General features: G+C 60.8%; 18 protein-coding genes and 3 pseudogenes. 11 read left to right on the top strand and 10 right to left on the bottom strand.

All coding sequences use genetic code 11. The features are described from left to right. Nucleotides 1-106: 106 nt before the first annotated feature. Nucleotides 107-1,093, bottom strand: a complete 987-nt coding sequence (locus GEMRO_RS26635) for a UDP-glucuronic acid decarboxylase family protein (RefSeq protein WP_035484458.1) — start codon at nucleotides 1,091-1,093, stop codon at nucleotides 107-109. Nucleotides 1,094-1,435: 342 nt separating this feature from the next. Here GEMRO_RS26635 and GEMRO_RS0100685 point away from each other — a divergent pair, with 342 nt between their 5' ends. Next, on the top strand, nucleotides 1,436-2,191 hold the full coding sequence (locus tag GEMRO_RS0100685) for a response regulator (RefSeq protein ID WP_051328529.1): 756 nt from the start codon (nucleotides 1,436-1,438) through the stop codon (nucleotides 2,189-2,191). Nucleotides 2,192-3,453: 1,262 nt separating this feature from the next. Here the strand turns inward: GEMRO_RS0100685 and GEMRO_RS33850 are convergent. After that, a complete protein-coding gene (locus GEMRO_RS33850) occupies nucleotides 3,454-3,723 on the bottom strand; it encodes a hypothetical protein (RefSeq protein WP_157505372.1) in 270 nt (89 codons plus the stop codon). Nucleotides 3,724-3,902: 179 nt separating this feature from the next. On the opposite strand from GEMRO_RS33850, the gene GEMRO_RS26630 reads away from it, so the two are divergent. After that, on the top strand, nucleotides 3,903-5,327 hold the full coding sequence (locus GEMRO_RS26630) for an IS4 family transposase (RefSeq protein WP_035484456.1): 1,425 nt from the start codon (nucleotides 3,903-3,905) through the stop codon (nucleotides 5,325-5,327). An 18-nt stretch (nucleotides 5,328-5,345) separates the two neighbouring features. On the opposite strand, the pseudogene GEMRO_RS35025 reads toward GEMRO_RS26630, so the two are convergent. Next, nucleotides 5,346-6,074, bottom strand: a pseudogene (locus tag GEMRO_RS35025) (IS3 family transposase); the annotation flags it as partial. Between GEMRO_RS35025 and GEMRO_RS0100665 the strand changes: the two are divergent. Further along, nucleotides 6,061-6,696, top strand: coding sequence for an SLATT domain-containing protein (locus tag GEMRO_RS0100665; RefSeq protein ID WP_027132498.1), 636 nt, complete (start codon nucleotides 6,061-6,063; stop codon nucleotides 6,694-6,696). The pseudogene GEMRO_RS35025 and the gene GEMRO_RS0100665 sit on opposite strands and share 14 nt — an antisense overlap. Before the next feature lie 16 nt (nucleotides 6,697-6,712). On the opposite strand, the gene GEMRO_RS26620 is transcribed toward GEMRO_RS0100665, so the two are convergent. Next, a complete protein-coding gene (locus GEMRO_RS26620; protein ID WP_051328528.1) occupies nucleotides 6,713-7,075 on the bottom strand; it encodes a class I SAM-dependent methyltransferase in 363 nt (120 codons plus the stop codon). Between the two features lie 146 nt (nucleotides 7,076-7,221). On the opposite strand from GEMRO_RS26620, the gene GEMRO_RS0100655 reads away from it, so the two are divergent. From GEMRO_RS0100655 to GEMRO_RS0100635, 6 genes and pseudogenes are all read left to right on the top strand, one after another. Beyond that, nucleotides 7,222-7,458, top strand: a complete 237-nt coding sequence (locus tag GEMRO_RS0100655) for a hypothetical protein (protein WP_027132497.1) — start codon at nucleotides 7,222-7,224, stop codon at nucleotides 7,456-7,458. A 96-nt stretch (nucleotides 7,459-7,554) separates the two neighbouring features. Then, nucleotides 7,555-7,946: pseudogene (locus tag GEMRO_RS34795) on the top strand (thermonuclease family protein); the annotation flags it as partial. Between the two features lie 195 nt (nucleotides 7,947-8,141). Continuing rightward, nucleotides 8,142-8,243, top strand: a complete 102-nt coding sequence (locus GEMRO_RS35875) for an excalibur calcium-binding domain-containing protein (RefSeq protein ID WP_205624862.1) — start codon at nucleotides 8,142-8,144, stop codon at nucleotides 8,241-8,243. Nucleotides 8,244-8,355: 112 nt separating this feature from the next. Further along, complete coding sequence (locus GEMRO_RS0100645) at nucleotides 8,356-8,595, top strand: type II toxin-antitoxin system VapB family antitoxin (protein WP_027132496.1); 240 nt, start codon at nucleotides 8,356-8,358, stop codon at nucleotides 8,593-8,595. A 1-nt stretch (nucleotide 8,596) separates the two neighbouring features. Continuing rightward, nucleotides 8,597-9,001: a type II toxin-antitoxin system VapC family toxin gene (locus GEMRO_RS0100640; protein WP_027132495.1), complete on the top strand. Its 405-nt coding sequence runs from the start codon at nucleotides 8,597-8,599 to the stop codon at nucleotides 8,999-9,001. 568 nt (nucleotides 9,002-9,569) lie between these two features. Further along, nucleotides 9,570-12,677 carry a DEAD/DEAH box helicase gene (locus GEMRO_RS0100635; protein ID WP_051328527.1) on the top strand — a complete coding sequence of 1,036 codons (3,108 nt, stop codon included), beginning with the start codon at nucleotides 9,570-9,572 and terminating at the stop codon, nucleotides 12,675-12,677. 46 nt (nucleotides 12,678-12,723) lie between these two features. Here the strand turns inward: GEMRO_RS0100635 and GEMRO_RS0100630 are convergent, their stop codons facing one another. From GEMRO_RS0100630 to GEMRO_RS0100600, 6 genes and pseudogenes are all read right to left on the bottom strand, one after another. Further along, nucleotides 12,724-13,050 (bottom strand): hypothetical protein, encoded by a 327-nt coding sequence (locus GEMRO_RS0100630; protein WP_027132493.1) that lies wholly within the window; start codon nucleotides 13,048-13,050, stop codon nucleotides 12,724-12,726. Nucleotides 13,051-13,186: 136 nt separating this feature from the next. Further along, a pseudogene (locus tag GEMRO_RS26610) lies at nucleotides 13,187-14,066 on the bottom strand (3'-5' exonuclease). Between the two features lie 314 nt (nucleotides 14,067-14,380). Next, nucleotides 14,381-16,228 carry a calcium-binding protein gene (locus tag GEMRO_RS35570; protein WP_027132491.1) on the bottom strand — a complete coding sequence of 616 codons (1,848 nt, stop codon included), beginning with the start codon at nucleotides 16,226-16,228 and terminating at the stop codon, nucleotides 14,381-14,383. A gap of 186 nt (nucleotides 16,229-16,414) precedes the next feature. Continuing rightward, complete coding sequence (locus GEMRO_RS0100610; protein WP_027132490.1) at nucleotides 16,415-16,603, bottom strand: hypothetical protein; 189 nt, start codon at nucleotides 16,601-16,603, stop codon at nucleotides 16,415-16,417. 543 nt (nucleotides 16,604-17,146) lie between these two features. After that, nucleotides 17,147-17,512: a PRC-barrel domain-containing protein gene (locus tag GEMRO_RS32185; protein WP_027132489.1), complete on the bottom strand. Its 366-nt coding sequence runs from the start codon at nucleotides 17,510-17,512 to the stop codon at nucleotides 17,147-17,149. Between the two features lie 224 nt (nucleotides 17,513-17,736). Further along, nucleotides 17,737-18,009, bottom strand: coding sequence for a hypothetical protein (locus GEMRO_RS0100600; RefSeq protein WP_027132488.1), 273 nt, complete (start codon nucleotides 18,007-18,009; stop codon nucleotides 17,737-17,739). A 505-nt stretch (nucleotides 18,010-18,514) separates the two neighbouring features. Between GEMRO_RS0100600 and GEMRO_RS0100595 the strand changes: the two genes are divergently transcribed. Further along, a complete protein-coding gene (locus GEMRO_RS0100595; RefSeq protein WP_027132487.1) occupies nucleotides 18,515-18,742 on the top strand; it encodes a hypothetical protein in 228 nt (75 codons plus the stop codon). Nucleotides 18,743-18,959: 217 nt separating this feature from the next. Continuing rightward, nucleotides 18,960-19,211 carry a hypothetical protein gene (locus GEMRO_RS0100590; protein ID WP_027132486.1) on the top strand — a complete coding sequence of 84 codons (252 nt, stop codon included), beginning with the start codon at nucleotides 18,960-18,962 and terminating at the stop codon, nucleotides 19,209-19,211. Nucleotides 19,212-19,246 lie beyond the last annotated feature (35 nt).

The raw sequence follows: 19,246 nt of genomic DNA, 5'->3' as shown, positions 1-19,246 counted from the left end.
GTGGCTGCTTCACGAGCCGGTTGGCCCTATGGCGCGACCGGTCCTCGCAGGATCATTGAGACGTGCGGCCGGAAGGAGCCGCGATCGTGGATGCGGCGATGCCCGCTCAGCCGAACGCCAGGACCGGCTCGACGATGCGCACCGGCCGCTGGTCGATCTGCCGCCGGAACCAGGCGATGGTGTCCTTCAGGCCATCGGTCAGGTTCACCCTGGGCTCCCAGCCGAGCGACACCCGCGCGCGGGTGATGTCCGGCCGACGGCGGGTCGGGTCGTCCTGCGGCAGGGGCCGGAACTCGATCCTGGAGCGCGAGCCGGTGAGCCGGATCACCAGCTCGGCCAGTTCCAGCATCGTGAACTCGCCGGGATTGCCCAGGTTGATTGGGCCGGCTTCATGGTCCGGCGTTCCCATCAGCCGGATCAGGCCATCGACCAGGTCGTCGACATAGCAGAAGGATCGAGTCTGCGAGCCGTCGCCGTAGATGGTGATCGGCTTGCCGCCGAGCGCCTGTACGATGAAGTTCGACACGACCCGCCCATCGTCGACGCGCATGCCGGGACCATAGGTATTGAAGATGCGGGCTACCTTGATCACCAGTTGGTGCTGGCGGTGGTAGTCGAAGAACAGGGTCTCGGCGCAGCGCTTGCCCTCGTCATAACAGGCGCGCGGCCCGATCGGGTTTACCCTGCCAAGATAGCTTTCTGGCTGGGGATGCATTTCCGGGTCGCCATAGACCTCGCTCGTAGAGGCCTGCAGGATCTTCGCCTTGTGGCGCTTGGCCAAGCCCAGCATGTTGATGGCCCCCTGCACGCTCACCTTGGTGGTCTGGACCGGATCGGCTTGGTAGTGCACCGGTGAGGCGGGGCAGGCGAGGTTGTAAATCTCGTCCACCTCGAGATGTAGCGGGCTGGTGATGTCGTGCCGAATCGCTTCAAATAATGGATCCGGCATCAATGAAGAAATGTTGCTTCTGCTCCCCGTGAAATAATTATCCACACAGACCACTTCATGTTTTGCTTTGAGTAGACGGCGGCAGAGGTGCGACCCAATAAATCCCGCTCCGCCCGTGACGAGTATACGCTTCTTGTCGTACATTTTTTTTCCTTGCTTAGGATATAGCATTTTCCGGTGGCGAGCATATAGTTCTAGCCACTAGGATGCCGGACTAAGCCCTAGTGAACATGAATGGGTATTTGTGTTGCAGAAATTCGCGGATTAGCCCAATGCATTCTCGTCGCTGCAACAACGCAACGCGATCTGCTAAGGGCCACTTGGAAAGCGCCTTCGTGGGCAGGTGTAGGCCCAGAGCGTTTCGCTTTTGTGCCAACGAGCGGCTTACGCTTTTTAGCTTGTGACGGAGTTTGACAGCCTCAAATAGAATTGTGACGAATATATATTTGTTCGCACATTTCATAGAAATATTAGAGAAAGAATATAATGTTTAAAATTAATAAAACCGAAACTCGGAATTCTATCAGTATTCTCATCGTTGACGACGATGAACTAATAAGAGCGTTATTGGTTGAGTATTTTCAGTCTCAGGGCATCATTTCCCATGAGGCCGCAAATGGGCCGCTGATGCGCCAAGTCCTGGACCAGGAGGTATCGATTGACCTGATCCTGCTCGACATCGTCATGCCGGGTGAGGATGGACTGACACTGATGCGGGAGATCCGGCGCCGGTCGAATGTTGGGATCATCATGCTCTCCAGTCTGGCTGACGTGATCGATCGGGTCACCGCGTTGGAGATGGGTGCCGACGATTATCTGTGTAAGCCCTTCCACCCGCGGGAGGTTCTGGCGCGGATTCGTGCCGTGCTGCGGCGCCACCAGCAGTCATCCGCGTCGTTCGGCAGGATCGAGCGTGAGCCGGTCTACCGGTTCGACGGCTGGGAGCTGCATCCTGGAACCCGCGGTCTCCTCGACCGCAACGGCAAGGAGATTTATCTGACGACGGTGGAGTTCGACCTCCTCATGGCCTTCGCTGCGCACCCCGGACAAGTACTCAATCGTGACGCGCTGATGGACCTGACCAAGGGGCGCGACTGGGCTGCGTTTGACCGCAGCATCGATCAGCAGGTCGCTCGGCTCCGCCGCAAGATCGAGCCTAACCCAAAGTTGCCATCGCTCATCAAGACGGTGCACGGAGCAGGCTATATCTTCTCGCCCAGGAACCACGCTCGATCAGCATAGGGTGCCTGCACTATCTCCTTGAGTCGCTGGCATTTGATGATCGCCAGCGACGTCATTTAAGGATGCTATGCAAGGCGCTGGTTTTACCGCTCATTGTGTCGGAGCGGTGGCCTTGCTGCATCCGGGACCGATGCGGTCAATCAACCAGCCCACGCTCCGAGACGTCAGTCGCCCGAGTGAGGTCTTCCTAGTTGGTGAGACTTGGACAGGGCATCGCCACCCAGGATCCGGCGGTTGATGGTGATTTTCGACGTCACAACCGGCGTCACACGTATGCGGGACGTCGTTCTCCCCATACGGCGGGCCACATCGGTCATAGCCTCCAGTCCGGATGGTGAGCCCGGTCACGATTGCCAGCACGATCATCGCGCATCTTGTCGGCTTGACCACAGTCCGACAGGTCCACAGTGCCTCATTCGACGGGGATCGGAGAATAGCATGGAGCATGAGGACGACGTGCTTCTCATCCGAAGTTGTTTCATCGCCTTGCCGGGCACATGCAGGTCGTCGATTACTTCGAGCACGGCTGCCCTTTGCCGAGGATGTGATCGGGTTTCGGCAGCTTCCTGCTCGGGTGCGGGCCTTGAAAGCAAGCGAGAGCGCAAGGTGTGAGATGCCACCAACGGGTGTCGGTACCGCCTCGACGATTTGCAGGTGATCATCTCAAGCGAACGTCTCGCCGCGGTGGGTATAGTGGCATCTGATTCTCGACTGGCTACAGTAAGGACGGCATGCCCTACGATCAGCGGGCCCCAGCACCATCGTATTCGGCCAGACTGAAATCGGCGAGGATTGGATCGCGCAACACGTCCACTGTTCCTATCCTCTGACGTACCGCCGCGCTTCTTTGGCAGTAAGCCGGAGAAGAAAGCCGTCTAAAGCAGGCTCCATGTCGTCTCGACCCGCTCCCTCTCGTCGTAACAAGGGAGGAGTCAGCTTCCGCTGTTGCCAGATGCGTTGCGCGACAAAGCTGTGATGATTGCAGATCTTTCGCCAGACCATCAGTAGATGAATCTGCATATTTTTCTCTTTGTAGTTTTATGCATTGAAGTTTTGTTTTTTTACAAGATCCAATTATTTCCTTTGAAGTAGTGCGAGCTTATGCCACACCGTGCTGGTGCCGGATGTTTATAACCGGTGATTCAACATACTGACGTACGGACGTGACAGGTTGGTATGGATGCTTTGTGCTGAAGGTCGACCTGTCGACGTGGTTACGAGCTGCATCAAGCATGAGAGAGCCGGGAACAGAACGTCGCTTATTAATCACGACGGCCTAAGGCAATCTCTCCATGATCTTGCGCAGCAAAGACAATTTTTCCTTTGTTCCCTTGTAATTGTGCTGCTGCTTTCACTAATCGTTGGCCGGTGCCTTTGGGCATCGGCCAATTATTTCCATACCCTATCGCTACAGCCGCGCCTGCACTAATCTTAGTTAAATATGCCATAATATCCCAACCAGCATGAGCATGCTCCGCCCGAGCCTGCTGACGACTGCCCGAAACCAGGTTGGCGAGCATCGCTACGGCCATGAGCCGGCTCATGCTGCGGGGCATTGCGTGATGCCAACCGGCGACTGTGTCGTAACCCTCCGCTGAAGCTTCCAATTACCCACATTCATCGTCATCGATGCTGGCGCAGGGGCGTGTTGCCGAGCTTGCCGCGGTCATGATCCTGTCTGGGGTCTGCTCCACTGAGGGGGTGAGATGCCATGGACGCGGTGACGAACCGGTGGTGGGACGACGAGCTTGCTGGATGCGTCTTCGCCGACGCACGGCTGGGCCAACGCCTGCGCAAGCTGCTTGAGCGGATGGAGGGCGCGATCGGCGAAAGCCTTCCCCTGGCATGCCAGGACTGGGCCAGCACCAAGGCAGCCTACCGCTTCTTCTCCAATGACCGGGTCAGCGAGGAGCAGATCCTGGCCGGGCACTTCCAGGCGACGCACGCGCGCTTTGCCGCAACCGACGGCGTCATCCTGGTGCTCCATGACACCACGGAATTCACCTATCAACGCAAACGGACCGAGTCGATCGGCCTGACCTACCGCGTGAACAGCGGCATGGACAGGACCGGCCGCTTTAGGATGCACACGGTGTGCGGGCTTCTGATGCACGCCAGCCTTGCTGTCACGATGGAAGGCCTGCCTCTGGGCTTGGCCGCCATCAGGTTCTGGTCGCGGCAGAAGTTCAAAGGCCTGGCTGCGCTCAAGCGCAGGATCAATCCGACGCGGGTGCCGATCGAGCACAAGGAGAGCATCCGCTGGCTGGAGAACATGCGCCAGTCCACGTCGCTGCTCGGCGAGCCGGCGCGCTGCATCCATGTCGGCGACCGGGAGAGTGATATCTACGAACTCTTCTGCCTGGCACAGAATCTCGGCACCCACTTCCTGGTCAGGACCTGCGTCGATCGCTTGGCCGGGAATGGCGGCCACACGATCGCCGATGAGATGAAGGAAGTACGTGTTCAAGGCATGCATCACGTCGAGGTGCGTGACGGCAAAGGCCGCATCGGCACGGCGGCCGTCGAACTTCGCTACCGCTCTATTCGTGTTCTTCCGCCTGTCGGCAAGCAGAAGCGCTACCCCGCGCTCATCCTCACGGTCATCCATGCCAAGGAAAGAGGCACTCCAGCCGGCCGGCCTGCAATCGACTGGAAGCTGATCACCGATCTGCCCGTTCTCTCCTGCGCGGCTGCAGTCGAAAAGCTGCGCTGGTACGCCATGCGCTGGAAGATCGAGGTCTTCCACAAGATCCTGAAGTCGGGTTGCAGGGCTGAACAGGCACGGCTCCGAACCGCCGAGCGGCTGGTGAAGCTGATCGCCGTCTTCTGCATTCTGAGCTGGCGAATCTTCTGGATGACGATGATCCAGCGGTCGGCGCCGCTTGCCACGCCCAAGCTTGCTCTGACGGATATGGAGATCACGATCCTCGATCGGCTCGTGCCCAACCAAGGACCTGATCCGTCAAAGGCAAAGACGCTCTCTGCTTACCTGCTCAAAATCGCGCGGCTTGGCGGCTACTTGGCCCGCACCAACGACCCGCCGCCCGGGAACACCGTCATGTGGCGGGGGCTGACACGCCTCACCGACATCCGATTGGGTGTGATGCTTGCAACAACCTCACCGAGTTATGGGTAATTGGAAGCCTCACTGGAGGGTTACCTGGCTGCCTTGGTCCGTGTTGAAGATCTCAGGCCGGCCATGACGAGCCAAGGCCTCCTCCTCCAGAGCGTCCAGGCAGAACTGGGGACTTTTACTTCGGCACATTTGAGGATTCTACGAGCGGCGTTGACAGATGTAGGTCAGATCGGCACACTAGACTTGGTTGGGCCGGTCGATCACCAAGTCCCTCAGCAGGTACGGCCAGATCCGGTGCTCAGGATGCGGCACCGTCGTGCGTGGCCGCTGGTAGATCGGCGCCAGCCCCATCTTCGCCATCAGCCGCCGCACCCTCTTGCGGCCAACAGATAGCCCTCGCGCCGGAGATGGCGGGCCATCTGTCGGGAGCCGTACCAGGGCATCTCCAGGAATTGCGCATCGATCAGGCGCATCAGTTCCAGGTTCAGCGGGCTCTCCCCACCTGGACGGTGGTAGAACCCGGACCGGCTGATCGAGACCAACGCGCACTGGCGCACAATCGAGAGCTGCGGGTGATCGGGCTCGATCATCTGCCGTCGCCGCTCCAGGCTCATCGTCCGGACGCTTTCGCAAAAAATCCCGCTCCACCAGCAGCTGGCCGATCTTGGCATGCAGCTTCTCGACCTCCACTTCGCTCGCCTTGCTGCTCTCCTGGACTGCCGGCTTGCCCGAGAACACCCCGGCCATGCCCTCCACGGCCTGGTGCTTCCACTCGCCCACCATCGTCTGATGAATGCCGTGCTTGGCCGAGCATCCGATGCAGAACCACCCTAGCCGCGCCAGTGACCACCTGCTGTCAAAGATGTGGAAGACGAAGGGCTCGCGCTTCAACGCGCATGCACGCCTGAAGGCACGTCACTGGGCGTCGGTGTTGGCGACCTCGCTGCTTGCGATGTATCTTGTCGCTTTGTCGCTCTGCCAGCTGACGTTCGCCGACGCGCTGACTCCGCTTGAAAACAAGGTGCTCGCGATCGGAGGTGTGGTCGTCTCCGTCTTCCTAATCATCATCACCCTGGTCGAAACCGCGCGCAATTATCTTGGCGATGCGGATCGCATGCATCAGAGCGCGCTCGCCATCTCAGAGCTTTACAATCGCTTTCAGGCCCTAACGATCGAGCAGGCCAATGTCGAACGGCTGACTTTCAACGATAAATATAGCGAAGCACTGAAGTTAATACCTGTTGATCACAAGGACGTTGACTATAAGCGGTTTATGATTAGGTCATCTGCAGATTTGGGAATTACAGGATTTTGCTATGTAGCACTTATAATTGATTATGGGTTTCGCTGGCTTTGGGAGTTCAGTCTCTATCTCGCCCTCATCTTGTTTCCACTGATCGGGCTGGTGATCTTCCTTCTGTCCCAATAACTGACCCAGCTCTCCGCTATCCTCGCCTCCGCATCCACACCGCGCTCAGCAGGATCAGGTCAAAGGCCAGGCCCAGCCGGTGCACGGCTGCCAAGTCCGGCAGGCGGTCGTCCAGCCAGCGGATGCGCGGATCCGGGTGCCGCTCTTGGGCTTCGGCGCGCATCCCCGCCGCCGGCTCGACCGCCACCACCTCATAGCCCAGCCCCGCCAGCCACGCCGCATCCCGGCCGGAGCCGGCACCGACATCGAGCGCCAAGAGCCCAGCGCCTTGCGGCAGGAAGGAGAGCAAGGCGGCATGCACGGTTTTGGCGGTCACCGCTTCATAGCGAGCCGCCAGCACCGAAGCCTTGGCATGATAGGCACTGATGGGATCGATCATCCGGGCTGCCGGCAGGGGCCGTCTCCCGTCACAGCAGCCGAGAAGAGTAGCACGATGCAAGATTGGTGGTGACCAGCGCGCTTCCAGCGAGAGGACAAACGGGCGCGCTAACCCAGCATTAACCATGCCGCCCGCATGCTGTCGGCATGACGACGCCCCCGCCTTCCCACCGCATCGACCTGAGCCAGCCCGCCGCCATGCGCGCCGTGCTGACCCAGCTACTGCACCATGCGGACCTGGCCGGCTTCGACCGGCGCGGTCGGCCGATTGTGCGCATCCAGACTTCGGTGCCGCTCTGGCTGCTCGACGAACTGCTGGTGTTCGGCTCGGAGGATGAAGACCTCGAAGAGGACGATCCGGCCGAAGATGAGGAGGGCGGCTGAAGCACTGCCGCTATAGCGATTGCCACGGGAAAGATGTCAAAAATGCTCTGAGGCAGAGGGGCGTACTCATAAGATTTGCTCTGAAGCAGTGATGTAATGCGAATAAATGCTCCAATGAACATCCTCATGCTCAGTCGCATCCTGGTTATGTTGTTCGTGCTGTTGCTGGCTGCCCCAGTCAGCTCCGCGGAATATGCCGGCAAGGTCATCGGCATCACCGATGGCGATACCCTCACGCTGCTCACGCCGGACAAGCAGCAGATCAAGGTCCGCCTGGCGGAGATCGACACGCCGGAGAGTGGGCAGCCTTTCGGGAGCAAGGCGAAGGAAGCCCTATCGGCGCTGGCGTTCGGCAGACAGGCCCGCGTTGCGGTGGTGGATCGGGACCGCTACGGGCGCATCGTCGGCCGGGTCTATGTCGGCGATACCGACGTGAACGCACCTTGGTGCGCGAAGGAGCCGCCTGGGTGTATCGCCAGTACGCCCGCGATCCGTCCCTCCTGGTTTTGGAAGCGGAGGCACGCCAAGCCGGTCGCGGGCTTTGGGCGCTGCCGGAAGCGCAGATCACCCCGCCTTGGGAGTGGCGGCAGGCTGGTGGTCGGACGGTGCAGCAGCCGGTTGCCCGATCCACGGTGGCAGATAGCGGCGCGTTCAGCTGCGGCGGCAAGCGCTACTGCAAGCAGATGACCAGCTGTGCGGAGGCCAGGTTCTACCTGGAGCAGTGCGGCCTGTCCCGTCTGGACGGCGATCGGGATGGGATACCGTGCGAGAAGATCTGTCGGTAGGCGTGGGTTCGTCGTCTCCCGACCGGTCAAGGGTCCTGAGGATGGAGAGGGGAGACGTTGCTGTAGGCACGTAAAGATGCCATCATCTCCTTGTCTACACAAGGAGACGGAGATGGCGCTCAACATCCGCCGCGAGGAGGTCAACCAGCTCGCCGAGAAGCTTGCTGCTCGCAAAGGCATCAACAAGACCGAAGCCGTGAAGCTGGCTCTGGAGAACGAGTTGCGGCGTCTGGACCAGGTGGTGCCGTTGCGTGAACGGCTCCGGCCGATCCAGGAGCGGGTGATGGCCAGGCCGGCTACCGGCCTCATGGCGGACAAGAAGTTCTACGACGAGCTCAGCGGCGACGCATGAGATGTTCGTCGACGCATCGGCCATTGTCGCCATCCTCACCCGTGAGCCAGAGGCGGATGCGCTGACAGACGTGTTGGAAGCAGCGTCTTCACCCATCACCTCGCCCGTTGCCATCTTCGAGGCGACCTTGGGCATCTGCCGCAAGCGGCATGCAAGCGTGGCGGAGGCCAATGAGGATGTGCAGGCGTTTTTGAAAGCCGCCAGGATCCGCATCGCCACGATCGGCGCCGAAGAAGCAGCCACCGCGCTGGACGCGTTCGCGCGCTATGGCAAGGGCAGGGGGCACCCTGCTCAGCTCAATCTCGGTGACTGCTTTGCCTACGCCGTTGCTAAGAACAACAAGGCCACCTTGCTGTTCAAAGGTGAGGATTTCGATAAAACTGACATATCTTATGCAATGTCATAAAAATAACTACAATTACAAGACGCATGAAAAATAAGCTATGATGCGGCCTCTTTTTTCTAAATCCATTGATGATCTTGAAGAGATTTGCAGGCGTGTCAAGCGAGAGAAGGATCTGGCTAGCCTCGGCAAACTTTTATATGAGCTCGAGTTCAGGCAGACCCCGCGGGCTTTGAACCTGAAACGTGTAGCTAATCAACTGTTTCAATCCCTGACGGGACAGGTAGCGCCACCTCCGCCGCCCAAAGCGTCACCACCAGCAGCGCCACAACAGACCTCACTTGTCTTTGCGCCGCCTCCGCCACCTTCCCTGCCAGAAGGGCCCGAGAATCAGGAAGTACACCTTCCGCCACCCAGACCAGCACCAGCAGAGCGGCCCAGACGCGCTCCTTCAGCTCGCAGAGCCTTTTCCCATACGAACCGTCCACCGTCGATTACTACCGGTGAGGCCAGCAACGTCCTTTCCAGCTGGATCGCGCTTGAAGTCCTCTCCCCGCCGCAGACCTATCGACAGCCACCTGATCTGGTTGAAGGCGATCGTCGCCGGATCGCCGAGTTCGATAAGCTTCCGATGCTGCCGTGGGAGCTGAAAGAGAAGGCGCGGCCGAACACCCAGCTCTTCTACCAGGTCATTCTTGGTGCCGTTCGAATGGACGACGCGACCGAGCAACTCCTCACGGCCTTCCATGACGAGGATGTGGAGCGGATCACGGCATCAGGCTTTGCCCCGATCGGGATCCTGACGCTGGATCGGGATGGGCGCCCCGTTGAGCCCGATGCGGTCGCAATCTCTAGCTTTGCCTGGGGCTTGCCCATCGCGCTGAACCGTAATCTTGCCGCGCTTGGTCGCTGGCCCGAGGCCGAAGCCGAACTGATCGAGTTGGTCGACAAGTCAGTGCGTCGTACTGGGGGCGATGGCCGGCTCCTACCGCTCGACCGGTCGATGATCGACCAAGTCTATCAACATCTCGTGCAAGCGCTGGCATTGCCGCCAGACTTGGTAGCGCCGCCTGCCTTCGCACTGCGCGTTTACCAGTACTACAAGGCCGAAGAGCCGCCAGACCCACCGCCGATGGGCAGCTTCTTTTTGGGCGATTTGACCCGTGCCAAGGTCCTACTCGCTGCGGATGATTGTCCGCCACTGCTTGCCCACTATCTGGGCATGTCGATGCCGACACAGCGGATCGACCTGCAGTGTGACGATGCTGAATTGGCCGAAGCCGTAGCACCTGGCGGGATTCCCCAGGGATGCTGGCCAGAGAAGCAGGGCCATCCCCTGGTTCTTCTCCAGCAAGCAGCCATCAACTTGGCTTTCCGGATGGATGATCGGACGGCGCTTTTGCCGGTGAACGGGCCACCTGGAACCGGTAAGACCACGCTCCTGCGCGATCTGGTGGCAGGCATTATCGTTGATCGAGCCGAGGTGCTTGTCGAGTTCGATGATCCGCTGACTGCCTTTACGCATGCTGGAGAAAAGTTCCGGACCGGATCCGCCTTCACCCACGCTTACAAGATCGATGACTGCCTGAAGGGCTTCGAGATCGTCGTTGCGTCGTCGAACAACAAGGCGGTCGAGAACGTGAGTGCGGAGCTGCCAGCACTCAAGCAGATCGGCCGATCCCGCACAGATCCATGCTACTTTCGATCGATTTCAGACCGCGTCGCCCGCAACCCTCGACCAGAAGGGGAAGACGACGATCGGCCATCCGCAGAATCTCTGCCCTCGGATGAGGAAACCTGGGGTTTGATTGCAGCGGTGCTGGGCAATGCTGCGAACCGGGCTGCCTTTCGCCGCAATGCATGGTCAGATCCAGATCATGGCCTACGCACTTATCTGCTGGAGGTGTGCGGCAACCCCCAGATGATTGAGACCTTGGACAAGAAGACTGGTCGGATTGTTGATCGCCGCAAGCCGAAGGTCGTGGCTGCGGAGAAACCTCCGACCGGCGAGGAAGCCGCAAGAAGACGCTGGCAGAGCGCGCGCAAGAGGTTCAAGTCGGCCGTCCAAGCAGTCGCGCAGCGCCTCCGCGAGATGGAACAAGGGCGGCAAGCTCTCGATTCCAGCGGGCTTGCCATCCGGCATGCTGCAATGGTTCAACGGGTGGTCGACGCGGAGAAGCACTACCAGGACGCTCAACGGCAGTGCGTGAGCGCAGAGGCCAACCTACCTGGTCGACGTTTGGCTCTCCAGGATGCGGATTATGCGCTGGCGGCCCATGCTGAAACGGAGCCAGGTTTCGTCGTCGCGCTGTTTAGTTCCAGTCGGGCGGATTGGCAGCGTAGGGGTGATGAACTGGTAGCAGAGCAAAGCCGCGCGGCCAGCCTGCTGCAAAAGGCGCAAGCCGTTCTTCAGGCAGCACGCACAGCCGAAGGGGAAGCGCGAAGACAGGTCGAACTGGCCAAAGCCGAGGCACATGCGCTCGATCTTCAGATCAACGCCATGGCTGGTGCTTTGCAGCGTGCCGAAGCCCTAGCAGGTGATCGCTTCGTCGATGCTGCTTTTCTGGAGCGGGCAGCTAACCAGCGGGCAGACCTTCATCGGGATACCGCCTGGATTGACCCGGAGACCTTACGGCTGCGCGAGAACGTGTTCGTCGCTGCGATAGAGCTTCACCGCGCTTTCGTGGATGCTGCCGCCAAACCCATCCGCAACAATCTGGACCTGCTGTTCCGCAGCTTCTTCGGCAAGTCAGCCTGGACGCCCCGAATGAAGCCCTTGATGCCCGACCTGTGGACGACCTTCTTCACAGTGGTTCCGGTCGTCTCGACGACCTTCGCATCGGTCGAGCGGATGCTGGGCTATCTGCCGCCTACAAGCCTTGGTTGGTTGTTGATCGACGAAGCAGGCCAAGCAGTGCCCCAGGCGGCCGTGGGTGCTTTGCTTCGGACCAAGCGGGCAGTGGTCGTGGGCGATCCCATACAGCTTCCGCCCGTAACCAGCCTGCCGACGGAACTGGCGGCCAAGGTGGCCCAGTCGTTCAGGATAGAGCATCACCGATTTGTTGCTCCAGCAGCGTCCGCTCAGACACTGGCTGATGCCTCGAGCATGTTCGGCACCACGATCAAGCCCAAGGACAAGGAGCCGACATGGGTTGGTGTGCCGCTGGTGGTGCATCGACGTTGTAGCGAGCCGATGTTCACCCTTTCCAACACGATCGCCTATGGCGGCCTGATGGAGCAGGGGCGGGGTGAGAAACCGTCAGCCATTCGCACCATCCTAGGCAGATCTCGCTGGATCGATGTTCAGCCTGACCGATGCGAGGACAAATGGTCGGCGGCTGAAGGAGATGCGGTGGTAAACCTGCTCCGGCAGTTGGACCAAGCCCAGCTGCCGGAACTGGACCTCTACATCATTTCCCCCTTCCGGGTGGTAACCCATCGGCTTCGGGAGCTTTTGGCACGCGAGCCGGCTTTGCGGAGGTGGACCAAGGAGCCTGACGCCTGGGTGAAGCAGCGTGTCGGCACCGTCTACACGGTGCAGGGGCGCGAGGCGGATAGCGTGATCATGGTCTTGGGCGCAGCGCAGCCGGAACGGCGCGGCGCCCGCAGTTGGGCCGGTCAGTCCGTCAACCAGCTCAACGTGGCGATCACCCGCGCCAAAGAGAACCTGTATGTCATCGGGCACCGGCGCGTCTGGGCGTCGGCGGGTGAATTCGAGCATCTTGAGCGAATGATCTGAGGCGCCTTAAGGAACGGTGGGACACTGTTGCTCAATCGGAGGCGGCTTACGCGCCCTTGCGTCGGCCACCGACCTTGATGCGCGGCGCCAACTCCTGCGTCACGGGGTTGCGTGGCCGGCCTGGCCCGCGCTTTGCGACCTCCATCTCGGCTGCCACGGGTGCTGGCGGCTCGACAGGCGCTGCTGCCGGCTGAGCCAGCACCGCCTCGGGTTCCGGAGCAGCAATTTCCTTGGCTTGCCTTGCCGGCCGCAGAAGCAGACCAGGTTGGGTGAACTCGATCTCCAGCCGAGCACCGGTGGTGATGTCGAGATGTTGGCGGGCACTGGCCGGCAGGCTGAGCCAGCCGTCATAGTACAGTTGGATGGTGGGCATGGGGCTCTGTTTTCCGAAGAGGAAGATACTTCCGCCAAGAAAACCATTGTCTGTCCCATCTCGTCGAGCAGCACTTTAGCCTGGCGATCTTAAGGTATGTCTCGCCGCGCCGGATGTGGAGGTGAGACATCAACGTTCAGCATCGATCCGAAATGCGGTCATAGGCATCGATGCGCGTGCCCTGGAGCTGGACCGGGTGCCCGTAGATCTCCGCTTGAAGAAAAGCCAGTTCGGATTCCCGGTCCGCCTCGTCGACATCGAGATACCAGCCGCGTGGTGCCGGGCCCGCCCGATCGCTCCAGCGATAGCCACGGGCCTTTAGCTGGTCCTTGCGGTCATAGGGTGAGTCTTCCGCAAAGATGCGCCAGGTCGGCCTGCACGCCTGTGCCAGGAGTCGGGTGAGGGGGATGCCGCTCTTGGGCAGCGGGGTCGCCAACAGCTCGATGGCGGCAGGGGCATTCGCGCTCGGCGCGGTGGCGGTCGTAGAAGAACCCGGCACCCGCGGCGAGACAGACGAGCTTGAGCCCTTCATGCCCCTCCGCCGCCCAGTCGACCTGCGCCAGCGAGCAGGCCCAGGGCTTGCGGGCGAAGAGCGGGCAGAAACGCTCCAGGAAGCGGCGATCGAAGGCGGCGTTGTGCGCGATCACCAGCGCTGCCGGTGCGGCAAAGGCGTCGACCTCGGCCGGTTCGATGGTCTGGCCGGCTACCATCGCGTTGTCGATCCCGGTGATCACGGAAATCTCCCGCGGGATCGGCTCCGCGGGTTGCCGCAGGCGCTGGAAAGCATCACCGACCGCGAAGATCCGGCCGTCCAGGGCATAGGTGAACGAGACCATCGACAGCTCGATGAGCTCGTGGCGGCCCGGATCCAGGCCGGTCGTCTCCACGTCGGCGAACAGCCCGATCCGGGTGGCTGATCCGTCGACGAGGTGCGGGTGCCGGCGTGGCACGAGACGGCGGAGCACGCGGTAGTCACCGCTCGCCTCCAACATCTCCGCCATGTCCTTCAGGTCCATCTATCCCGCTTCGCCGGTCAACCCGCCGCGTTCGCGCCTGCCCGAAGCACGACCGCCCGGCCGATCACAGCTCGGCCGTACGCCCGTCCGGCGCTGCCGGGTGGACCAGCCGTAGCGGGGGTCGTCCCGGATCAGCTCGAGATGGCAGGACAGCTCGGTCGAGTACCGGGTGAACGGCAGGAAGACCTTCGGGCGGACCCACTGGAACAGCCTCTTCCTGATCAGCTTCCTCGGCGGTGACCGGTGAGCGACCCGGCCGCCGGCAGCCCGCAGGACCAGCACCTGTTCCTGACGGGCATCGAGGTGGCGGCGGCTTAGGCGGCCAGCTCCGTCACCTCGTTCAAGGTCAGGAGGTGCGTTTCCTTCATCACGTCCCGATAGGCATAGTGGGTCGGATCGAGCAGCTCCTTGATCACCGGCATGAGGTTGATGGTCAGGCTGCCGCCGCTCTCCGTGACGAAATTGTCGAGCCCGCTGATCTTGCCGTCGTCGTTGGTGTCGAGCAAATCGCGCAGCTCGGCGTCGCCCACGAGCACGCCAGGGATTGGATAGCGGCCGGACGGGTCGTCGCTCTCATAATCGTCGCTGATCTCGATGCCGAGCCTGAGCCGGTCGGTGCCGACCTTGAAGTCAGTGATGATCGCCTTGCCACCCTCCGGGCCCATGGAGATGTCCCAGCCGGCGACGTAGCGGAACGTGTCGGCACCAGCGCCGCCCGTCAAGCGATCACTGCCGTCGCGGCTGTAGCCGCCATCGAGGAAGTCGTCGCCGGCACCGCCCTTGATCGTGTCGGCGCCGCCGTCGCCATAGATGAAGTCGTTGCCGTCGTTGCCTTCCAGCTCGTCGTTGCCGAAGTCGCCGTGGATCCGATCGTTGCCGCCCAGGCCGAAGATCGCGAGCGGGCCTTCCGCGTGGTGGTCCTCATTCATGTGGTAGGCCCAGATCGTGTCGTCGTGCTGGGAGCCCCGGACCCGCTCGATCCCGGACATTTCCTCAATCGGGCCAGTCCAGTTCTCGATCGGGTTGCCGGGCCCGCCAGGATAGAAGCCGACTTCAGGATTGCCGTAGGCCACCATCTGCCGCCACTCGTACAGCTCGACATAGACGCCGCGCATCTCGTGGACGAACGAGACAGTATCGCTGCCGGGCCCGCCGATGAAGGTGTCCTGGCCAGGCCCGCCATAGAGCAGGTCGTCACCCTTGCCGCCATCGAGGATGTCGTTGCCGGCGCCGCCGTCCAGCGTGTCGTTGCCGTCCGTGCCGACCAGGTGGTCATCGCCTGGCGTGCCGGTCTGCTTGGTCGGGTCGGGCTGTGGCGGCTTTGGCGTAGGCTTGGGCGGGAGAGGCGTAGGCTTGGTCGGCTCTGGCACCGGCTTGGTGGGCTCGGGCGTGGGCTTGGTGGGCTCGGGTACGGGCTGCGGGGCCGGCGGCTTTGGCTGCGGGCTAGGGCTGGGAACGGGCTTCGGGCCACTGGCGGCGAAGGCTTTCCCGTTCCAGACATAGGTGAGCGGATCGTCCGCGAACTCGAGCCGCTCGATCGCCCGCCACTCGGTCTGACGGACGATCTCGATCGTGAGCTTGTTCGCGTGGCTGATCACGAGGTCGCTGCCGTTCTGGCGGAAGGTCAGATCGTCGAAGTTGATAAGGGTATGGAAGCGCAGGGTGTCGCTGCCCTCCCGATCGACGATCGTCTCGATCCCCTGGCCGACGTTGACCCAATAGGTGTCGTCGCCCTCGCCGCCGATCAGACGGTCAGAGCCTGAGCTGCCAAACAGGATGTCGTTGCCAAGGCCACCATGCAGCGTGTCGTTGCCCTCGTTCCCGCCCAGCCGGTCGCTGCCCAGGTTGCCGCGCAGGACATCATCGCCCTGGCCGCCGAGCAGGTTATCATCGCCGGCGCCACCGAGCAGGTGGTCCGGGGACTGGCCACCCAGGATCGTGTCGTCTCCGGTGCCGCCGAACAGCGTGTCGGCACCCATGTCGCCCTCGATCTGGTCGTTGCCGTCCTGCCCATAGAGGAAGTCGGCGCCCTGGCCGCCCTGGATTCGGTCGTGACCGGCAGCGCCATAGAGGATGTCGTCACCACGGTCGCCGTACGTCAGGTCGCGCTGTGCCGTACCGCCGAGCCGGTCATTTCCGACGGTACCCAAGATCTCCGCCATGCGGGCGCCCCTATCATTTTACATTACGAAATATTCGTGTTCGGTTATGAGGGCCGGCCCCGCAAAGGCAAGGGCGTATGACGGGGTTTCCAGCGGGTTATGAGCAGATGATGATGTGAGGCATAATTTTTTGGGTAGGGATATTATGACAGTTACAGGCACGGACACGAGGTGACTTTGCGGCCGTTACCCATGAATGTCGTTCCACCGCCGCTGCAGCAGCCGTTCCAGTACCCAGCCTAGATAGCGCAACAGCTGGGCCACTCGACGGTGGGCCTCGCCCTGCAGCAGCCGGGCTACCTGAATGCGCCGGCGGCGCAGCCATTGCTGGGCGTGCCGGATCACCCGCCTCAGCAAGACGAACTCCTTGAGCATGGCTTGGGCCGTCTCTCAGCCACAGCGCCCCTACCAGCGAACTCGAATACCGTAGGAGCCGGGGATCGGCCATGCTGCCTTAAAACCCGTCGGTGACCCGTCCGCCATGAAGGTTATAAACCTGACTACCAGCCGTATGGTCATCGGCCGCGCAGTAGACAGAATGTCATCCCACCCAAGGGTCAACGAGCTTGAACTGAAGGAGCGGGATCAGATGAGTGCCTCCAGCAGCGAGGTGTCTCGAAGATCGGCATTTCCTCGCGCCGCGCCGCGAATAAGCCAAATGCGGGATGGCTTGGGCTAGGACAAGGGGTCGGACCGTAGGGTCAAACGATGGCGGCCAGTGGACGTTGAGCCGAAATGGAGCGGGCCGCCTTTCTAAGCGGCCTGCTCCTGCTATCAACACCGAACACCTCGCTAATTGAGTGGATTGGCCAGCCTCGATCACCTGGATGTCAGCTATCTCCAGCAGACTGCTCGATAGCTTCCTGAGGATTTCGGTACCTACGTTGATTGCGACGAACTTGAGATCGTCGCGCCTAATCAGTCGTCCCAGTCCGGCAACTGCTCAAGCTGTTCCTTCGTGAGGTTGGTCACCAGACCATTCTCGCCAGGAGTCAGTTGATCGATCTCGATCATGACGTCTTTCTCGCCCAAGCCAAGAAACCCGCCCACATCGGCAGAGACTGCGGTGATCTCCCCCTCCGGGGTCATCAGAACATCGTCGACCTCACCAATCCGCTCACCATCAGCACCGATCAGATCAAGATCTTCCACCTGGTCGACCGTAAGGTTGAACGCCTCCACGGTGGTCGCGTCCTCGGCTTCGACGAGCGCCGGGGTGGTCTGCGCCTGTGCCACGCCGGCCATGCTCACAAAGGCTGCCCCGAGAATCCACTGCCGCATCATGTGCCCGTCCTGTCCTACAGTTGCTGTCGTGAGAGCTAACATTGCAGGGCCGGATCGGTGCCCCTCATGATGAGGCTTTCAGTTCTGCCTGATTGGGCATCGCCAACGGTACCTGAAATGCCCTCTGCGGCTGGCTCGGCTGGCATCCTCGCTCGCGAAGCCGAACCAGCAGCAGCGTTGCGATCAACAATCTTGGGGATCGACCGCCTTGTGGGACAGGAGGGCTACTGTGCCCGTTTCATCGTCGAGCAGGTAGCAATCGCATCATCGCCACCCTCGACGTAGCAGACCTCCATCTCGTCGGGGCCGGTCAAGATCCCGGTAACATGGCCGTCTTCGTTTGAGATCAGGATACCCTTGCCGTCGGCCTGAATGATCCCGACGAAATCCTCTTCCCCACCCTCATATTTCACCGCGCCTCGAAAGACGCGTCCACGCTGCTCGTCGATCGACATGTTGGTAGAGCGCTCTGTCTCCCAGCCTTCACCCTCGCTCACCGAAGGTCCCGACCCACTCCAAGTACCTGTCAGTTCCGGTACTTCGGCTGCGCTCGCTCCGGCACTGACAGTGAGGCACAGGCCCGCGACGATAGCGAGGCTACGCATGGATGATCCTTTCAATTTCCCTGATCTTTAAGGTCTTCATGCGTAAGGTGCTTGAGAACACTTGTCACCACTGCTGATTGTATAGTCTGGCACTGAACTATTCATGAATTTGGAACCGACAAAGATTCGGCTTCGTTCGGCTCTATCCTCAGTGCGTCTTGCCCAATAGAACGCGAAGGACGTGAGGACGGAAGTGTGTTCCCTAAGCATCCAGGCGAGGCGCGGCCACGGACAAGATGATCGAGATCAGCGAGGCTGAAAGCGCGCAGATGGGGATGTAATAGGATCGCGCTGATCTATTATCCCTTGGGTTCTGGACATCCTGCCGGAATAGGACAAGTCTAGCCTACTACGCTTAGGGTTCTACAGTAGCGGGCATAAATAAGGAATCAATCACATGGCCAAACAAGCGAAATACCAAATCGATTGGTCCAACAGCACTGGGCGGATCGCCCGTGTCGAAGCAGATGAGGTCGAGGGAGCGAGGCGCGCTGCCAGTGAGATGATCGCTGAGCGGAAGTTCAAGTACGGCACGACAGTGACGGTTGATGCTCCAAAGGATGAGCAGACCGAGTTGCTGGATTACGTCGAGGCCGAGATGGCGAAGGTCCGCGACAGCTCGTAACCGCACAAGATGATTCTGTAGGTTCCGTGGTACATCTACCGATAGCCCGGCACCCTGGGCCTACCCAGCATCGTGCGACGATCCGCTTGAGTATCGCAGCAGGAAATGGCCCAATCCTTTGCTGGTCAGCAGCAACACCTGCAGTCGATTGTACATTTATCGATTCGTAACTGACCGCGCTTCACAGCACGGTGCAGAGGATTGGATGCGTGATGCAATGAACAACAAGACCAATGAGCCACGAAGGTACCGGGTGATCTGGGTCGACGGCCTAGGTGATGTCCTGGCTGCAGCGCAAGCCGATCTCCTGACCGACATCGAGTGGAAGATCCGGGATGCCATCGCCGAGTGGCGGTTTCGGCCTGGAACGCGGATCGTCGTCGAGGCCACGCCTCACGAGGATGACCGCTTCCATCTGCAGAACTTTGCCGAGGACGAGATGGCTGCAGCCAGGGCCTTTTGGCGATAATCGGGATCAACTCCTTGATCACGTTTCGTCAGCTA

The sequence above is a fragment of the Geminicoccus roseus DSM 18922 genome (assembly GCF_000427665.1).
GTDB lineage: Bacteria > Pseudomonadota > Alphaproteobacteria > Geminicoccales > Geminicoccaceae > Geminicoccus > Geminicoccus roseus.
The sequence above is the reverse complement of the archived record's forward strand: the minus strand, read 5'-3'. Positions and strand labels throughout refer to the sequence as shown.

What these genes read in the sequence shown, in the direction of transcription:
- GEMRO_RS0100645 (WP_027132496.1), top strand. Translation starts at nt 8,356, where the DNA reads ATGGCGCTCAACATCCGCCGCGAGGAGGTCAACCAGCTCGCCGAGAAG.
- GEMRO_RS0100640 (WP_027132495.1), top strand. Translation starts at nt 8,597, where the DNA reads ATGTTCGTCGACGCATCGGCCATTGTCGCCATCCTCACCCGTGAGCCA.
- GEMRO_RS0100635 (WP_051328527.1), top strand. Translation starts at nt 9,570, where the DNA reads ATGCTGCCGTGGGAGCTGAAAGAGAAGGCGCGGCCGAACACCCAGCTC.
- GEMRO_RS35875 (WP_205624862.1), top strand. Translation starts at nt 8,142, where the DNA reads ATGACCAGCTGTGCGGAGGCCAGGTTCTACCTGGAGCAGTGCGGCCTG.
- GEMRO_RS35570 (WP_027132491.1), bottom strand. Translation starts at nt 16,228, where the DNA reads ATGGCGGAGATCTTGGGTACCGTCGGAAATGACCGGCTCGGCGGTACG.
- GEMRO_RS0100595 (WP_027132487.1), top strand. Translation starts at nt 18,515, where the DNA reads ATGGCCAAACAAGCGAAATACCAAATCGATTGGTCCAACAGCACTGGG.
- GEMRO_RS33850 (WP_157505372.1), bottom strand. Translation starts at nt 3,723, where the DNA reads ATGGCCGTAGCGATGCTCGCCAACCTGGTTTCGGGCAGTCGTCAGCAG.
- GEMRO_RS26635 (WP_035484458.1), bottom strand. Translation starts at nt 1,093, where the DNA reads ATGTACGACAAGAAGCGTATACTCGTCACGGGCGGAGCGGGATTTATT.
- GEMRO_RS0100610 (WP_027132490.1), bottom strand. Translation starts at nt 16,603, where the DNA reads ATGCTCAAGGAGTTCGTCTTGCTGAGGCGGGTGATCCGGCACGCCCAG.
- GEMRO_RS32185 (WP_027132489.1), bottom strand. Translation starts at nt 17,512, where the DNA reads ATGATGCGGCAGTGGATTCTCGGGGCAGCCTTTGTGAGCATGGCCGGC.
- GEMRO_RS0100665 (WP_027132498.1), top strand. Translation starts at nt 6,061, where the DNA reads ATGCCGTGCTTGGCCGAGCATCCGATGCAGAACCACCCTAGCCGCGCC.
- GEMRO_RS0100630 (WP_027132493.1), bottom strand. Translation starts at nt 13,050, where the DNA reads ATGCCCACCATCCAACTGTACTATGACGGCTGGCTCAGCCTGCCGGCC.
- GEMRO_RS0100685 (WP_051328529.1), top strand. Translation starts at nt 1,436, where the DNA reads ATGTTTAAAATTAATAAAACCGAAACTCGGAATTCTATCAGTATTCTC.
- GEMRO_RS0100590 (WP_027132486.1), top strand. Translation starts at nt 18,960, where the DNA reads ATGAACAACAAGACCAATGAGCCACGAAGGTACCGGGTGATCTGGGTC.
- GEMRO_RS26630 (WP_035484456.1), top strand. Translation starts at nt 3,903, where the DNA reads ATGGACGCGGTGACGAACCGGTGGTGGGACGACGAGCTTGCTGGATGC.
- GEMRO_RS26620 (WP_051328528.1), bottom strand. Translation starts at nt 7,075, where the DNA reads ATGATCGATCCCATCAGTGCCTATCATGCCAAGGCTTCGGTGCTGGCG.
- GEMRO_RS0100655 (WP_027132497.1), top strand. Translation starts at nt 7,222, where the DNA reads ATGACGACGCCCCCGCCTTCCCACCGCATCGACCTGAGCCAGCCCGCC.